At 40.0% G+C, this 16,187-nt stretch carries 14 protein-coding genes and 1 tRNA gene; all 15 read right to left on the bottom strand.

The window, feature by feature from the left end:
* Nucleotides 1-2 precede the first annotated feature (2 nt).
* Nucleotides 3-1,268 carry a PilN domain-containing protein gene (locus BIY37_RS10515; RefSeq protein ID WP_070067790.1) on the bottom strand — a complete coding sequence of 422 codons (1,266 nt, stop codon included), beginning with the start codon at nucleotides 1,266-1,268 and terminating at the stop codon, nucleotides 3-5.
* 20 nt (nucleotides 1,269-1,288) lie between these two features.
* Nucleotides 1,289-2,362 (bottom strand): type II secretion system minor pseudopilin, encoded by a 1,074-nt coding sequence (locus tag BIY37_RS10510; RefSeq protein WP_070067789.1) that lies wholly within the window; start codon nucleotides 2,360-2,362, stop codon nucleotides 1,289-1,291.
* On the bottom strand, nucleotides 2,257-2,973 hold the full coding sequence (locus BIY37_RS10505) for a PulJ/GspJ family protein (RefSeq protein ID WP_070067788.1): 717 nt from the start codon (nucleotides 2,971-2,973) through the stop codon (nucleotides 2,257-2,259). The genes BIY37_RS10510 and BIY37_RS10505 overlap by 106 nt, the downstream gene beginning before the upstream one ends.
* Complete coding sequence (locus BIY37_RS10500) at nucleotides 2,970-3,491, bottom strand: pilus assembly FimT family protein (RefSeq protein WP_070067787.1); 522 nt, start codon at nucleotides 3,489-3,491, stop codon at nucleotides 2,970-2,972. The genes BIY37_RS10505 and BIY37_RS10500 overlap by 4 nt, the downstream gene beginning before the upstream one ends.
* A complete protein-coding gene (gene gspD, locus BIY37_RS10495) occupies nucleotides 3,460-5,505 on the bottom strand; it encodes a type II secretion system secretin GspD (protein ID WP_179129369.1) in 2,046 nt (681 codons plus the stop codon). The genes BIY37_RS10500 and gspD overlap by 32 nt, the downstream gene beginning before the upstream one ends.
* Before the next feature lie 149 nt (nucleotides 5,506-5,654).
* Nucleotides 5,655-5,740 (bottom strand) — tRNA-Leu (locus BIY37_RS10490).
* A 182-nt stretch (nucleotides 5,741-5,922) separates the two neighbouring features.
* On the bottom strand, nucleotides 5,923-6,717 hold the full coding sequence (locus BIY37_RS10485) for a cell division protein FtsQ/DivIB (RefSeq protein WP_143299252.1): 795 nt from the start codon (nucleotides 6,715-6,717) through the stop codon (nucleotides 5,923-5,925).
* Between the two features lie 131 nt (nucleotides 6,718-6,848).
* Nucleotides 6,849-7,853 carry a D-alanine--D-alanine ligase gene (locus tag BIY37_RS10480; RefSeq protein ID WP_070067784.1) on the bottom strand — a complete coding sequence of 335 codons (1,005 nt, stop codon included), beginning with the start codon at nucleotides 7,851-7,853 and terminating at the stop codon, nucleotides 6,849-6,851.
* A gap of 17 nt (nucleotides 7,854-7,870) precedes the next feature.
* Nucleotides 7,871-9,313 (bottom strand): UDP-N-acetylmuramate--L-alanine ligase, encoded by a 1,443-nt coding sequence (gene murC, locus BIY37_RS10475; RefSeq protein ID WP_230402503.1) that lies wholly within the window; start codon nucleotides 9,311-9,313, stop codon nucleotides 7,871-7,873.
* 113 nt (nucleotides 9,314-9,426) lie between these two features.
* The gene (gene murG / locus BIY37_RS10470) at nucleotides 9,427-10,551 is read right to left on the bottom strand and encodes an undecaprenyldiphospho-muramoylpentapeptide beta-N-acetylglucosaminyltransferase (RefSeq protein ID WP_070067783.1); all 1,125 of its coding nucleotides are present in this window, start codon (nucleotides 10,549-10,551) and stop codon (nucleotides 9,427-9,429) included.
* A gap of 118 nt (nucleotides 10,552-10,669) precedes the next feature.
* Nucleotides 10,670-11,869, bottom strand: coding sequence for a putative lipid II flippase FtsW (gene ftsW, locus BIY37_RS10465; protein ID WP_070067782.1), 1,200 nt, complete (start codon nucleotides 11,867-11,869; stop codon nucleotides 10,670-10,672).
* A gap of 14 nt (nucleotides 11,870-11,883) precedes the next feature.
* Nucleotides 11,884-12,891, bottom strand: coding sequence for a phospho-N-acetylmuramoyl-pentapeptide-transferase (gene mraY / locus BIY37_RS10460; RefSeq protein ID WP_261340851.1), 1,008 nt, complete (start codon nucleotides 12,889-12,891; stop codon nucleotides 11,884-11,886).
* 150 nt (nucleotides 12,892-13,041) lie between these two features.
* Nucleotides 13,042-14,418, bottom strand: coding sequence for a UDP-N-acetylmuramoyl-tripeptide--D-alanyl-D-alanine ligase (locus tag BIY37_RS10455; protein WP_070067780.1), 1,377 nt, complete (start codon nucleotides 14,416-14,418; stop codon nucleotides 13,042-13,044).
* A gap of 20 nt (nucleotides 14,419-14,438) precedes the next feature.
* Nucleotides 14,439-15,908, bottom strand: coding sequence for a UDP-N-acetylmuramoyl-L-alanyl-D-glutamate--2,6-diaminopimelate ligase (locus tag BIY37_RS10450; protein ID WP_080325023.1), 1,470 nt, complete (start codon nucleotides 15,906-15,908; stop codon nucleotides 14,439-14,441).
* Complete coding sequence (locus BIY37_RS10445) at nucleotides 15,889-16,185, bottom strand: hypothetical protein (protein WP_070067779.1); 297 nt, start codon at nucleotides 16,183-16,185, stop codon at nucleotides 15,889-15,891. The genes BIY37_RS10450 and BIY37_RS10445 overlap by 20 nt, the downstream gene beginning before the upstream one ends.
* Nucleotides 16,186-16,187 lie beyond the last annotated feature (2 nt).

The raw sequence follows: 16,187 nt of genomic DNA, 5'->3' as shown, positions 1-16,187 counted from the left end.
TCTTATTGTCTTTGAATATTCCCTTTTATCCGGAATTTTTCCCTGCCACTTTGTGTTTTTGTAACAGGAGAAGCCAGCCCCACTCCTGAAAAAAGCGGTGAGTTTTCCAAGATAGGTATTAAATTCGTTGACGACACTGCATCGCCTTCTACTTCAAAACTATTTTCCACAATAGTAAGGGACTTTACCCATGCATCATTCGGGAGTACTTTTGCCAATTCCAGAATAACATCAATCCGCGGAATATAGTCTTCTTTAATTTTATTAACATTATCAACTGCCCTATCAAGTACTGCAATACGATCCTGAAGTTTCTCCACAGCAGTCACATCTTTTTTAATTGCTTTAATCTGAGTATCGATCGTTTTTAATACCGATACATTATTCACCTTCTGTATGTAAGGAATAAGAAATGCAAAACATATCAGGAATCCTATTAAAAAGAACATTAAAACAGTTTGGACATTTAACCTCTTTCTGGATGACCTAATGAGGCTCAGATTACACGGATATTCTGCCAAACCATACAGAGCAGCACCATACGATTCCAAATACTCATCCAATGATTGAGCGGAAATCGTGCTTCCGTTTGGTAAAATATCATTACTGACATTTGCCAACAATATTTCATCTGGAATGTTCGCCTCAATCCGGTTGGTTAATTCTGCCTCCGTTTTCATAACAGATGAGAATACCAGATGATTATTTTCAAATAAATTATAGCTGTAATTCCTCGCATTTTTGTTGATCAAAACGATATGACCCTTTTTTTCCTCCAGAATAGGGAGAAAAGCAAAAGGAGAGATCATGACACGGGCGGGAACAATCTCAATCGCTTGTAGTCTTGACAAGATAGCATCCAATTCTATTTTTTTTATAGCTACAATGAGCACCTTAGCATCCTGCCTGCTGTGATGCAATGAATGAAGATCAAAATAAACATCTTCATTACTAAAAGGAATAAAACTATCCAGTTGGTACGCAAGCGCATCTCGTAACTCCTTCAGATTCGAATGGGGATATTCTATTTCCCGGACAATAGAAAACTCCCGCGGCAAGGATAGAATAATATCTCCTGCAAAATTTCCTTTTGGGGAAAATGCATGTTTTAATTGCATGATATCCTTAGTCATAAAATCATTAATTTTGACAGTTTCATGCGAGTAGGCAATAAGTTTCTTCCAGATGGTCGTTATAATAAGGTCATTTCCAAGGAGAGATAAACCCATGGCCTTTTGAGAAAATATACTAGCAAATGGTATTTTCATGATTCCAGAATTTAGGTAGCTTATTCAGGATATGTTGCAAGAATTTTACAATGTCCCATGCCCTTTAGTACAAGCACTCTGTATCCATTTTTTATTTTTCCTGAAGAAGCGATCGAATTGATCATAATATAATTCGAATTATCCAACGTTATGTATTGCAGAATCGCTTCATAATCCTTTCCAATAATGCCAAAATACCTGAATATTTCCTTTAAGGTATCTAGCTTTTTAATTTTCCCTCGTTTATTTCTCAACTGAATTATGAAATCAGCAATCCTTTCTGTAATCGCAGGTATATAGAGGAGCGCCTCTTTTGATGCAAAATTTACGTTGATCTTCCCTGATCCGTAAATTGTCAGATGGTCCCGCAGTAAGTCAAATATTTGTGGAGTAACGCCTTTAACTAAGGTCAGCTCTTCAAGTGACTCAAAGGGTCCGTTCTTCGGTTCATAGGGATCAGGTAACGTGGCATAATAATCTTTTTCTGCACCATTAATGTGATGTAACTCATCCTTATCTAACCAATCCAGGATAGAATCTGTTATGGTTTCTGCTTCATGTTCTTTGAGCTTACAAGAAGTGAGAACCTTTATGAAATTGGCTCTCGTATCATCCGTTATCCTGTTTATATTTAATTTTCCACTTTCATCATTGATGGATACCTTACAATCTCTCTCTCCTATCTGGATTGAATACGGAATGTTACTGGGCACCCACGAATTGCTGTGTCTCCTTTTTTCCCGCAGACTTGCATCTTCTCCTGCGCCTCTCTTCTTTTTTAGCGCCTCTCTATCACCGGCTTTCGCATCTCTTTCCCTGTCATTTGGCTGCAATAATTTTTGCATTGCATACATACAGGCGCCACGTGCTGCATAGATATTTTTTACACGCTCCGTAAAAGCAATTTCCGTTTTAATAGCAATACCCGTACTACGGGTAAGGCCTACCGCAATAAACCCAAGAATTACAATTGCCCAGAGGCTAAAAATTAATACATAACCATGATTGATGATACCAGCTCGTGTTCCTTTCCGTATTTTGACACCAATAATTTTATCGCCAGAGGGGCTTTTTTGCTCATTTCTTCTTTCCATTGTAAATCTGTGCCCTCTATAACATCAACACTCTGAAATTTTTTTTGAATATCTTCTTTGTCATCAAGTTCATTATCCACGGTATCAAGATAAGCGAATGAAATTTTATCACAATCTTTAAAAAATACGGCAGAATCTTTATCTGCACGTAACAAACCTTCTGATTCTTCAGATAAGGTAATTAATACCGTAGGGTTAACTTTAAGTTCTGAGTACACGAGATCCCAAAGACCATTATCATTCACCTTAATTTTATAATTGGCAATTGTTAAACCCTGGCCATAGTGCCTCGTAAAAGAAAGGGGAGATACAAAGGTAAGAAAATCCTTTTTCCCAGTAAAATAGACATTTTCCTTTGTTTTAATATTCTCATTTCCTTCAGCATTCCCAATTTTTTTCTTTGGTACATTCTGAACGTACAGCGAAGAGACCTGTTGCCAGAAGAAATCGTAAACGGCTTTTTCTTTTGTTGATTCATTGAACCAGGTTTCATCCCTTTCCATAGAAAACAAACCCATTCGTATTGCATAAGAGCCTGCCATTATCAAAAGAGTTCCAATGAAAAGGGCTATAAGTAATTCAAATAGAGTAAAGCCTTTTTTTTGTCTCATTTACGGTGAAATATCTGGTCTGATATTTTCTCCTTTTCTTCTGAGTCTTCGTCTTTTGATTCATCAGGGGAGATACCAGATTCTTTAGAAAAATACATCGTTTCAATACGTATCCCTCCAACAAATATGCTTAATAACGTAGTTCCTTTGAGTGGAACTTCCATGGAATCTTTATCGGTAGTTTTATTATATAAATCGATCGTATCCCTTGCTTTTTCATATTCGTCTACCTCCGATACCTTCCACTGCACCCCATCCTTTGTTGTACCCTCAAAAGTTTTTTCCTTATCTCCCTTTTCGTATTTTTTTCCAAGGATTCCCAACAAAGCTTCTTCCGTTTTTGTTCTGGCAAGAAGCAATAATTCTGCATGTCTATCAATTTTTTCTTTTAATCTTGATGAATTAGCGATCAAACTAAAAAAAATCCCGATAGAAATTCCCACAATGGCCAGGGCGACCATAACCTCCAGAATAGTAAATCCGCTTTTACTCTTGGCTTTCGTATTTCTTAACTTCATCTACCCCTTGCGTAACGAGTGGCTCTATCTCCTTTAATTTCTTCTGGAAGGCATTGGTTAAGACATCCGCCTCTTCTGCATTATTTGCAATATAAGGTGTTATGAGCATCAACAATTCTCGCCTCACATTTTTAATGGAGGTAGCTTTAAATAGATTCCCCACAAGAGGGATATCGCCCAGAAGCGGTACTTTACTAATACTTTTTTCATCGCTTTGCTGTATGATACCACCCAAACTTATTGTATAGCTGCTCTTTACCACAAGGGAGGTTTCTGCCTGGCGAGTCGTAAAGGTTGGTGAATCATTCACCCCTGTTGTAGTTTTATCTGCGTTACTCACTTCTTGCTTTATGTCCAGGGTAATATAATCATTTTCAGCAATGTGTGGTGTAACGGTGAGAATAATACCCGTATCGCGGTACTGTATCTGTTGTAAAACGTACGTGGTGCCCTGTTGTTGGGTTGTGGCAGTTTTAATTGGCACTTCTTCACCAACCTGAATATGTGCCGGCTGTTCATCCCGCACGAGAATATGTGGCGCTGATAATAATTTCACTTTTTTATTTGAGGCAAGGATGTTCATAAGGAGTGAAAAACTCCCCTTGCTATAAAATAACGTGGGCTTACCAGCCTCTCTTGCGAGTTGTTTCTGTTCGGGGGTAAATAATTGAAATAATTTCAAACTTCCGGCATTCAGTGTCCACTCTGACTTATACTCTAAGCTGTCATCAATTCCGATTTCCAAGATAAGCGCCTCTAAAAATACCTGTTGCGGCGTGGCATCTATCGCCTCTATAATCATCTTTATCGCCCGATAATCCGTAGGCAAAGCTTTTACAACAACGGTATTGGTTTTCGGGTCTGCCACAACCTTCATTGCCTCGGGCTGTTTCTTTCCTGTCACTTTAGGTTGCGCAGCCATTTTTTCACTATAAATTTGTGTAAGAACAGGGACAATCGTTTCGGCTTTTTGGTGTTGAACTTTATACACATACACCTTGGCATCTTCCTCCAACTCTGAAGGAGGAACATCAATATTCTTTATCCAAAGATCGATTTTTGGTAAAAAATCCGGCATTTTCGTAACAACCAATATCTTATTTGAATCAGAAAACGGTATAAAACTCAGCTCTCCTTCAGCGCCAGCTTTTGCTCCTAATGATTGTGCAAGGGCAGTAAGGTCTTTTGCCACATTTTTCCCATCGGCATATTTCAAATTATAGAATTTCATGGCTTTACCGGCAAAAAAAGGCATATCAAAGGTTTTTACTAGCGTGAGCAGTTTTTCCATGTTTGACGCGGCTTCGACGATTACGATAAAGGGAGCGTCACCGTGGGTAACAATATTCCCTACACTCGTCATAAAAGGCCTTAGGGTTGCATTTAAATTTTTTGGATTTTCATACTGAAGGGGAACAATTTGGATTATGATATTTTTATCATACGGGGGAATTTTATCGCCATAAACCACAATATTTGTCTCAGAACGAGTTTCTGACTTGGGCAGTATTCTATATAAATCACCATCCTTCATGATCGCAAAATCATATACATACAAAAGAGTATTAAGCATAGAAATGAGCTCTTCTTTATAGACCTGTCCCGTGGCGTGAAGATTGATCGTTCCCCCTACTCGTTTGTCTAAAATGTAGTTCATATTCAGAATTTCACCCAGGATAATCTGTAAAACGTCTTTTAATTCCGCGTTATCAAAATTAAAGGCGATGTCGATTTTCTCTCCTGTATATTCTGGTTTTCGGATAGCAGGTTCGGGCTTTTTGAGTTCTTCTTTATAGAGAAATTCTTCCGGCATCCCTTCCTTTTTCTCATCAGGAACTTCTTTTTTCGGTGATATTTCAAATTCCCATGGCTTCCTTCCGACTTCTTCTGTCGTCGTAGAAAGAGTAACCGGGGCTTTAAACGGTACAAAATCGGATTGTCTTATCTGTGTCTCTTTACAACCACCAAAGAACAACAGAATAATTACCCCTGTGAGGAATATGCATTTGTCCATCAACAAATCTCCCATAAATGGGTAAATTTTTTTAATACCGTCCTCATTTATCCGTACTATACATTGATTAAGGAAGTGCGGCCAACATGCGTTTCAAAATATGCAATATGCTTGATCTTCTTTACTATGGGTGGGCAAACACAAAGTAATGCGGAAGGGGGGACTTGAACCCCCACGTCGTTTTATTGACACTAGCCCCTCAAACTAGCGCGTCTGCCGATTCCGCCACTTCCGCTTATTGTTGAATTGATCATATCTGATTTAAAGAAAGACACTTACTAATTTTAACATTGCACCGTGAAAAGTCAAAATAATTTTCATTCCTTTTCCGGAATACCTGTTGATAAGGCATAAATAAAGGCGGTCCACGGAGGGGGGGAGAATTATTACCTGGATCTGAACGTGCAAAATATGTTTTTAAGGTTCTTCCGTTATATCGTTACTCTTTACCCATCGTTTGCCCAAGGGTTTCTTCCAACGAACATCAACGTATTCCATAAGCCTGAGATTTGTGCCTTCTGTTTTTGCAATGCTTAAGAGGTTTTGTAACTTCTCTTCATCGGAAAGTTCATTCTGTTCGTTGCACAGTGGAGAGCATCCCCAACGAATTTGGGTATTGTTTTCCGTCCATAAAACAATATCACTCTTACCGGCAGAGTTCCTTTTGCACATGTTTGATACATCAACGGATACAATTTTAAAGATATTATGAATATTATTCGCCCTAAGGAATTTCACCAAGGCTATCCCTGCCTTAACACCCTTGTCATCCCATTCTTTTCCGTACAAAGGTAATCTTGCAAGCTTGTTACTCTGGATATAAGGACTATCATATTCGGTATTTTTTAATGTGTAATATTCTTTTGGCAATAAAACCCCTTCGTGATCAACGAGATATAGGTTATTTCTACTTTTAACAATTGCCATAGGTTTGCGTAGCACGAATTTGATAGCCAGCTTATTAGGAAAAACTCTTTTAACCGATTCCACGTTCTTAACCAAAACAAGGCGTCCATAAATTTCCGCTATTTTTTTGGTTAAATTATTTTCATACATGCCATATTGATCATTCAAGGCTACCAGATGTTTTATATCATCCGTAAAATGATCATTCATCCAAGAGGGCGTGTGGAAAGAAAAGGTGGCGGGACTCACCTGGAAAATACTTAATTCTATCAGGGAATACCAGATCTTTTGTATACCCCATATCATAAAAATTATTATGCAGGAAGATACGACGAAACGGGAAAAAAAAGGGTACAGAGTCCCTTTTATTGCGTGTATCTTGCCTGAAAAAGTACTCACAAACGCTGAAAGGATAGAGAACTGCATCATAAGAGGCATTAATTCTGTATTGTTTCATTAACACTTACAAGAGCGCTCTGAAAAGCAAGATCAACGATTTTTTCACACAGCGCAGAGAATGATATACCGGCGGCCTTTGCCGCCTTAGGCAGTAAGCTTTTTTCGGTAAAACCGGGAATGGTGTTTACTTCCAATAGATACAATTCATTCTTTTCGTCCAGCAGCATATCTACTCTCGAGAATCCTCTGCACCCAAGTACTCTGTGAGCACAAAGGGCCAATTCTTGTGCTTTCGCATAGAGAGAGAATGGAAGAAATCCTATCTTGAGGCGTGAATTACCAGCTTCCCTACCACTTTCCACCGATGTTTTTTCTACAATCAGATATTCTGTCCTGTTATCCTTGTATTTAGCATCATAATTAAAAAATTCCACTGCCGGTTTAACCTCAATAATCGGCAATGCCTTGTCCTCTAATATCCCAACGGTCAATTCACGCCCCTTTATGTATTTCTCTACTAGCACCTCGTATCCAAACTCAAATGCCTTTTTCATGCCTATTTGGAGATTCCTGATATCTTTTATTATAGATATACCAATACTGGAACCATTCCGTATGGGTTTTAAAACAACCGGCAATCCAAGCCGCATGATTTCATGTTGCATCTCATCTTCCTCTTGAAACTCCGTCACGGCGACATAGTCCGGGGTTTTGAGACCTGCCTCGACAAAGCAATTTTTTGTTGCTAATTTGTCCATTGCTAGCTTGCTGGCATTAATCCCTGAGCCGGTATAGGGAATACCCTTTAATTCCAGGAGTTGTTGTACACCACCATCTTCACCAAAATATCCATGTAATGCAATAAAAGCCACCTCTTTTTCTCTCTGATTGAGTTCATCAATCTTTTCATCTTTCACATCAATACAGGAAACGGTAAAACCCGCATCTGCTAATGCCTTTGCCACGGCATTACCAGAACGTAATGAAATTTCACGCTCAGAAGACACCCCACCCATCAAAACCACAACATTTTTTGGCTTCATCGCATTCCGCCTCCATTTTAGAATCTTGAAACTAAATCATAAGCAACTTTCCAAACATCGCCAGCACCCATTGTCATGACAATGTCTCCCGGGCTTACACTAGAATAAAGCACATTCACGATATCGCTCAATTGAGGAATATATTGGATATCTATACCTGAGTTACGGGTCTCTTCATATAATTTCGTAGCATTCATAGCGGTTTTTTCGTAATCATTATCCCGCGTTGCATAAATATCCGCAAGAATTACCCTGTTTGCGTTTTGAAAGGATCGTGCAAATTCTTTCAATAAGTGCCGAGTTCTACTAAATTGATGGGGTTGAAATACACACCATATTCTTTTTTCAGGATAAAGTTCCCGCGCCGCTCTTAAGGTGACGCGTATCTCGGTTGGATGATGTGCATAATCATCAATTACCGTAATACCATTCTTCACACCAACAATTTGGAACCTCCGATTTGCGCCACGAAAAGACGCTAATGCAGTTTTAATAGAATCCTTATCCACTCCGATAAAAGTACACACAGCAGTTGCCGCCAATGCGTTCAATACATTATGAGATCCTGGTATTTGTAACGAAAATTCATGAAAAAATGCATCCCTGTAAAAGACCCTGAATCTTTTCAGACCGCTGCTTCCTGAAAGCACTTCCCCACACCAATCAGAAGCATTGTCAAGAGAAAAGGTTTCTACCTTACAATTCGCTCTTCGTGCGGCAACAACGGTGTTATTGTCGTGATCATTCACAACCAATAAACCATCTTCTGAAATCGAGGAAGCAAAGTCCCCGAAGGCATGGATTATTTTCTCAATATTTTCATAATAATCTAAATGATCCTCTTCAATATTAGTAATTACCCCCACCTGTGGAGTAAGATTTAAAAACGACCTGTCATATTCACAAGCCTCTGCAACAAATAAATTTCCCTTCCCCAGATGTGCATTGCCACCAATGTCAGGCACTTCTCCGCCGATGACGAAGGTAGGATCCAGTCCCGACGTTTTTAGAATGGTGGAAATCATTGCGCTTGTCGTTGTCTTTCCGTGAGTGCCGCTGATCGCAACACCACGTTTTTCTTTCATTAATGAACCGAGAATTTGCGAGTATTTTACCACTTTTATCCCCAGTTTACGGGCAGTTTTAAGATCCGGATTATCTTCAGTAATAGATGCCGATACCACGACCATGTCCGTTTCCGATGACATAAAACTTCCATCTTGCTTGGTATTAATCTTTGCTCCCAATCCTTCAAGACTGGAAGTTAGCGGTGATATCCGTAAATCAGAACCAGAAACGATACAACCCTCATTAATAAGGATGCGCGCAACGGCACTCATTCCGATACCACCAATCCCAATAAAGTATACGCAATGCCCGCGCAAGGGACGACAATTAAACTGGCTTTCCAACAACGATGTTGACATCGGCTCCATTTTTCCACTCTCTGATGAATTCATAATGCAATACCCTCTTTTTATGTAAAATAACTGGTATTATTGGAAATTCGTTTATTGGGTAATAACCGTTGTTTTATTTTCATTTCTTGCCAACACACTGTTTACCGGTAAAATTAGCCAGCAATGAGTGCGATTTGTGCACTCTTTAGACCAATCAGTCTGCAAATGTTATCCACAACATTTGAAGATGCATTAGGAATCCCCATTCTCTTGTTTAACATTCTCATCCTATCATACTTCTCTTTATTATCAAGGATGTCGGCAATAAGCTCCATGATTTTTTCCGGTGTTACGTCAAGCTGCTGTAATAAATATCCTCCGCCGTTGCTTACCAGTTCCATTGCATTCCAATATTGGTGGTTATCCGCAGCGTACGGATAAGGTATTAAGATTGCAGGAATACCTAGCGCAGTAATTTCCGCAATGGTAGTCGCACCAGCCCTGCAAAGAATGATATCCGCCATACTAAAAGCAGCGCCCATATCATCAAGATAACTACAAACGAATGCCTCTATCTTCGTTTGTTTATATGCTGCCTTTGCAGTCTCGTAACCGTATTCACCGGTACAGTGGATAATCTGCAGATCGTTATGCAAAGATTCCAGCTTGGGCAAACATCGTAAGAATGTTTCGTTGATTGCCTGTGCGCCCTGACTACCCCCGGTAATCAGAATGGTTTTTTTAGAGGCACTCAGACCAAACTTCTCGACAGAACGCATTTTTTTACTAGACAGGATATCCTTTCGGATCGGCGTCCCTGTTACACGAACAACCTTTGCTTGGGTAAACCACTTGAGTGAACCACGCCAATGGCAATACACCTCATCTACCCATCGAGACAAAAACCGGTTCGCTTTTCCCGGAATTACATTTTGTTCAAGTAACACCGACGGGATACCGAGCAATTTTGCTGCAATAACTGGAGCAACGGACACATATCCACCCAAGCCAACGACAATGTCAGGATTAAAATTTCGTACCGCAAAGAGTGAGTCAAAAATGCCAAGAACTGTTGAGCCAATACAGGTAATTATCTGCTGAATCGATTTCCCCCATTTTTTTGCCCGAACTTGACGATACCGGAACCCTTTTTGCTCCACACAGCGTTTTTCTAATTTTCTATCAGACCCAAAAAACACAATCTCTGCCTCGTGAAATCGTGAAAGAATTTCTTCTGCTGCACTCAACCCTGCCATTAAATGCCCACCAGTACCACCCCCTGCAAAAATTATTTTCATTTTTTTATACCCCTTTTTTCTTTACAAATGCGGTACAAAAAGTAAACATGCGTGACGCATTATGAAACCACGCTACGTCCAATATTTACACACAATCCCTGACAAGTCAGCTTGCTATTTACCAAGAAAAATCTGCTACTTTTGTTATCATCTTAGACCAAATCCCGAGAGGCATCATTTTTTCAAGTTCTTTTTTCGGTGGCTCCTCCCTATCCGTTACCAAACTTACCGTCTCACTTACCTCAGATTGTTTGGCAATATTCAATAATATACCAATCCCCATCATAGAAAACAGCAAAGAGGACCCCCCGGAGCTGAGAAAAGGCAAAGGAATACCTTTTGTTGGCACCAAACCTGAGATTACAGCCATGTTGAGAGCCGCCTGTAGTCCAAACATTACCGTAATCCCAAGCCCTAAAAAAAAGCCAAAGATATCTTTTGCTGTGTGCACAATCTTTAATCCATACCATACCAAGGATAAAAACAGACCGATAATAACAATCACGCCAAGAAAACCGAACTCCTCTCCAATAATGGTAAAAATAAAATCACTATTGCTTTCCGGTAAAAAAAAGAGTTTTTGTCTGCTACTTCCCGGGCCCAACCCTGTCAATCCACCGGAACCAAGAGCAATGTACGATTGAATTATCTGATATCCTGTTCCAGAAGGGTCCTTCCAGGGGTCAAGAAATGACAATAGTCTTATTTTTCTAAATGGAACATCAAACAACATTTTGTGTACGCATGGTGTAACAGCCATAACAGTAAAAAGAACAAAAATTATTCTTGTTCCTCCGGCAATAAGCATAATCACAGATAGTATTGCAAGAAATGCGGCAGTCCCGAAATCCGGCTCCTTCAGTACAAGAGCGCTTATTACAGCTACCACCATGATGGGGAATATAAAACCATAGGTAAATTTAGACATCCGGCTCTGGTTTTTTGCTATATAACTCGAAACAAAGATAATAACAGCCAATTTTGCAAATTCTGACGGCTGGATACCCAAAATACGGTTAAAACGAATCCATCTCCGTGCACCATTGGTAACCGTTCCGATCCCAGGTAATAATACCATCACAAGCAGGACAAAAGACACGACAAGAATAGGGATACTTAATTTCTGCAAGTAGTGATAATCAATTTTTGACATTATTACCAACAGTAAGGAAGCTATACCAATCCATAAAAGGTGCTTTATGAATTGATAACCCGTCCCGCCGGATCCGGAAGTTGTCATATCGGTACTATATACCGTAACAACGCTAAACCCCAACAGAACAACCACGATGTAGACAATAATATGCCATGGTTTCACGGACAGATATCCTTTTACAATAATATAAAGCTACATACTGCCAGCAATGCTGCGGCCACCCAAAACCTCACCGTTACCTTCGACTCATGCCAGCCCTTAAACTGGAAGTGATGATGCAGGGGTGCGCAGCGAAAAATTCTTTTCTTTGTCATCTTATAACAGGAAACCTGCATGATGACAGAAACTGCCTCAGCAATAAAAATGCCACCAATCACAATCATTAACACCTCTTGCTTTACTATGATCGCAACCAATCCAAGTACACCACCCAGGGTTAGTGAGCCGGTATCCCCCATAAAAATCTGTGCAGGAAAACAATTGTACCACAAGAACCCCAAACCTCCTCCTACAAGGGCAGCACAAAAAACACACAATTCTCCACTGCCAGGAATATAAGGAACCCTTAAATAATTACTAAAATCTACCCGTCCTGAAATATAGGCAATAACAGCAAAAGCTATTCCTGCAATAATGCCGCATCCTATTGCCAAACCATCCAATCCATCCGTAAGATTTACGGCATTTGACATCCCTACGATAAAAAAGGCAACGACAACAATGTAGAACGGCCCTAAATCAAGATGAAAGTCCTTCATCCGAGGAATTATGAGATGCGTGCCCCAGGTAAACTTTTTCATGTGAAAATATAATATTAATCCCAAAATAAGCCCCAATGCTGATTGAAACAATAATTTTGAACTGTCCGTCAAACCTGAGGCTTTTACCTGGGTAAGCTTGATGTAATCATCAATAAACCCAAGAACACCAAGCCATATTAGGGTAAACAGGATCAAAAAGATGTATTCATTATAAATATTACACCAAAGCAGGGTGGAAACCAGGATGGACACAATAACAATAATTCCTCCCATTGTCGGTGTGTTTTTTTTGTCGGAATGCATGCGTTTAAGTTCTTCTGAGTCAGTTTTTGTTGTATCTTCACCAACCTTTAATGCCCGAAGTTTTTTGATAAACCAGTGACCAAAAAATATACTGATGCAAAATGCAGTAAATGCCGCCAAACATGAACGAGAGGATATATATTTGAGAATTTCTGGCGAATTTACCGAAGAAAATAGATTGTATAGCAAAGCCCTTTTACCTTTTTTAACAGAATCTTAATTGAACCATCCCAGACCAAAACCTTAATAAGTGCATGAATATTACCTGCTTTATAAATATCTTCTGAACTTCTCAATAATGTTTTCCATGCGCATCCCTCTGGAACCCTTGATTAATACCGTGTCATTTTCTTTAAATTCGCTTATTTCAGAGGCAACAATTTCAGCCACATCTTTAAAGCAAACTACCCGTTTCCCCGGCATACCGGACAATTTTGCAGCCCTTGCAGTTTCAGCGGCATACACTCCTACCGTCCACAACAAGTCAATGCCAGAATGAGCTACCGTTTCCCCAATCTCCCTATGTAACGGAACTGTCTCACTTCCCAATTCTAACATGTCGCCACAAATAAACACCTTTCTGCCCTTTGTATCCATTTCATGAAGATATGCCAGCGCTGTACGAACAGATTCAGGATTTGCATTGTATGCGTCATTGATAAGGGTAATATTTCCAATATGCTGACGCTCCATTCTCATCTGAGGAAGTTTAAAGGAAGAAAACGGCTCTTTTAGCTGGTAAATATCGTGGCCTAATGCATAACAAATCGCAAAAGACGCCAAACCGTTGCGGATATTATGATAGCCAGGCACCGGAAAATCAATTTCAAGGTCTCCGTTAATTGTTAAACGATATCCTTCGGTTTCTTTCTTTGTGTTCGTACATCGAATGTGCGCATAGGGACTGAATCCAAAACTTACTTTTTCCCCTTTAAATGCATGGGCAATTTTAACACACCAGGGATCATCAATGTTATATACAAATACCCCTCCCTTGCTGAGATTTTCCAATATTTCTCCCTTTGCCGATGCAACCCCTTCCATACTCCCAAGGCCCTCCAGATGAGTTTTGGAAACGTTGAGAATAACCGCAATATGAGGAACGGCAATTTCCGTCAGTCGCCGAATTTCTCCCGGAGCATTTGTGCCCATTTCAAGCACCCCGTATTGATGCCTATTTTCTATCTCAAATATTGTTAGCGGTACGCCAATAAAATTATTAAAGCTTCTTTGTGACCTTACTACCGAACCGAACTGAGATAACACATGATACGTCATTTCTTTCGTAGTTGTTTTTCCGTTACTCCCGGTGATACCAATAATTTTTGCAGATAATTTTTTTCGGTAATACCTTGCTAATTCTCCAAGTGCGGTCGCGGTATCATTTACACAAATTATAGGAAATTGCTCATATCCAAAATCAATTTCTCCCCCCCGCGAAACCACGGCGCCCACTGCTCCGGCATTCATTGCCGGTACGATAAACTGATGACCATCAACACGTTCCCCTTTGAGTGCAAAAAACAGGTCACCCTTTCGAATAGTCCGGCTGTCTATCGATACACCTTTTACCCTTTCATTCTTTCCGGCACATACGTTTTGTCCACCGACGGCTTCTATAATCTCATGAAAATACAGGTCTTCCATTTTGTATCTCGTTCTGTAATCTACGATACCATTCTTCTCTGTAAAATTTGCCTTACAACCTCGCGATCATCAAAGGACATTGTGACACCCTTCGCTATCTGGTTTTGTTCATGACCCTTTCCTGCAATGATCACAACATCACCATTTTTCGCCTCTGAAATGGCTTCTTCAATAGCAGTTTTTCTATCAGCCTGCACTCGAAAACACGATGCTTTCTTTACTCCTCTTTGAATCTCGCAGATTATATGAGAGGGGTCTTCTGAACGCGGATTATCACTGGTTATCCAGAAAAGGTCTGAATATTTTTCTGCAATATGCCCCATCTTTGGCCTTTTCTTCCGGTCTCTATCACCACCACATCCGAAAACCAGGATAATACGTCCTTTCGCTACATCCCGAAGGGTACGCAAAACAACCTGGAGCGCCTGATGAGTATGGGCAAAATCAACATAGACAGGATAATCCTGTCCACAGTCAATTTTTTCCAGGCGTCCGGGTACCGTTTGTAACGATTCAATACCCGTTTTTACCGTATCAATGTTGAAACCCAATGCTAATCCATTTGCTGCCGCTGCAACTGCATTATAAACATTATGCTTCCCGATCAAATTCAAATGAATCGGTACTTTACCCCAGGGAGAATTCAGCAATATTCGTGTTGCATTGACGCTTGTCTGAAGTATTTCGGCAGTCACTTCAGCATTCTTTTTCTTTATACCATACCAAACTATTTGAGATTTTGTGCACTCGGCAAAATGTTTGCTGGCATTATCATCCGCATTCAATATCGCAAACGCATCAGGACCTAGCCGCTTTACCAGTTTGAGTTTTTCATTTCTGTAATTTTGGATATTCGTATGATAATCAAGGTGCTCAACAGATAAGTTCGTAAAGATTGCAGAACGAAAACAAACCCCTTCTATACGAAACTGAGAAAGGGCATGAGAGGATACCTCTATTACCGCATATTTTATGCCTGATTCAAGCATCTCAGCGAAATACCCATGCAGTTCCGCAGATTCAGGCGTTGTTTCCCGTGCAGGTATTGCTCTGCTGCCCATCTGATACTGAATTGTACCAATCAGTCCTGTTTCATTACCAGAGGCATTGATAATTGACTTTGTAAGATAGGAGGTTGTCGTTTTCCCGTTCGTTCCCGTAATGCCAATCACCGTCATCCGCGAAGAAGGTTCTCCATAAAAACGGCTACTCATGACGGCAAGTGCAAAACGTGTATTCGGCACTATAATCTGAGGTATTTCTGTAGCATCTTCAATTTTTTTTTCTACAACAAGGGCAATAGCCCCATTCTCAATTGCATTTGCAACAAATTCATGCCCGTCGATCTTGTGGCCTTGAACAGCAACAAACACATAACCCTTCTTTACCTTTCGGGAGTCGTGTGTTATGCCATATACTTCTTTTTCCACAAAATTACAAGACTGGCATTCTTTCAAACAGGAACAAAGGTCACTTAATCTTGTAAACATCTACCTTGCTTTCTGCAAAATTCCACTTTTCCCTTGACGGAGAGAAAAAATTCATTTTCAAGGTTGCATCGAAACCCTGATGTTTCGCACTTCCCGGCCGAATGATTCGTTCGTTTACATATCTCTTTTTGTTCACCTTATCTACTTCGCCGGCATATTCCCGCAAAAGCTTGTCCAAAATCTCTCGATTGTACGTCAGGGTCACTTCAAGCTCTTTTTCCGTTTTATACCAATTGTGTCTCAAAACAGGCTTCTGCTTTTCGATTTCTTTTTGCATCG

Source organism: Candidatus Brocadia sapporoensis (genome assembly GCF_001753675.2).
Taxonomy (GTDB): Bacteria; Planctomycetota; Brocadiia; order Brocadiales; family Brocadiaceae; genus Brocadia; species Brocadia sapporoensis.
This window is presented reverse-complemented; position numbering and strand designations above follow the sequence as displayed.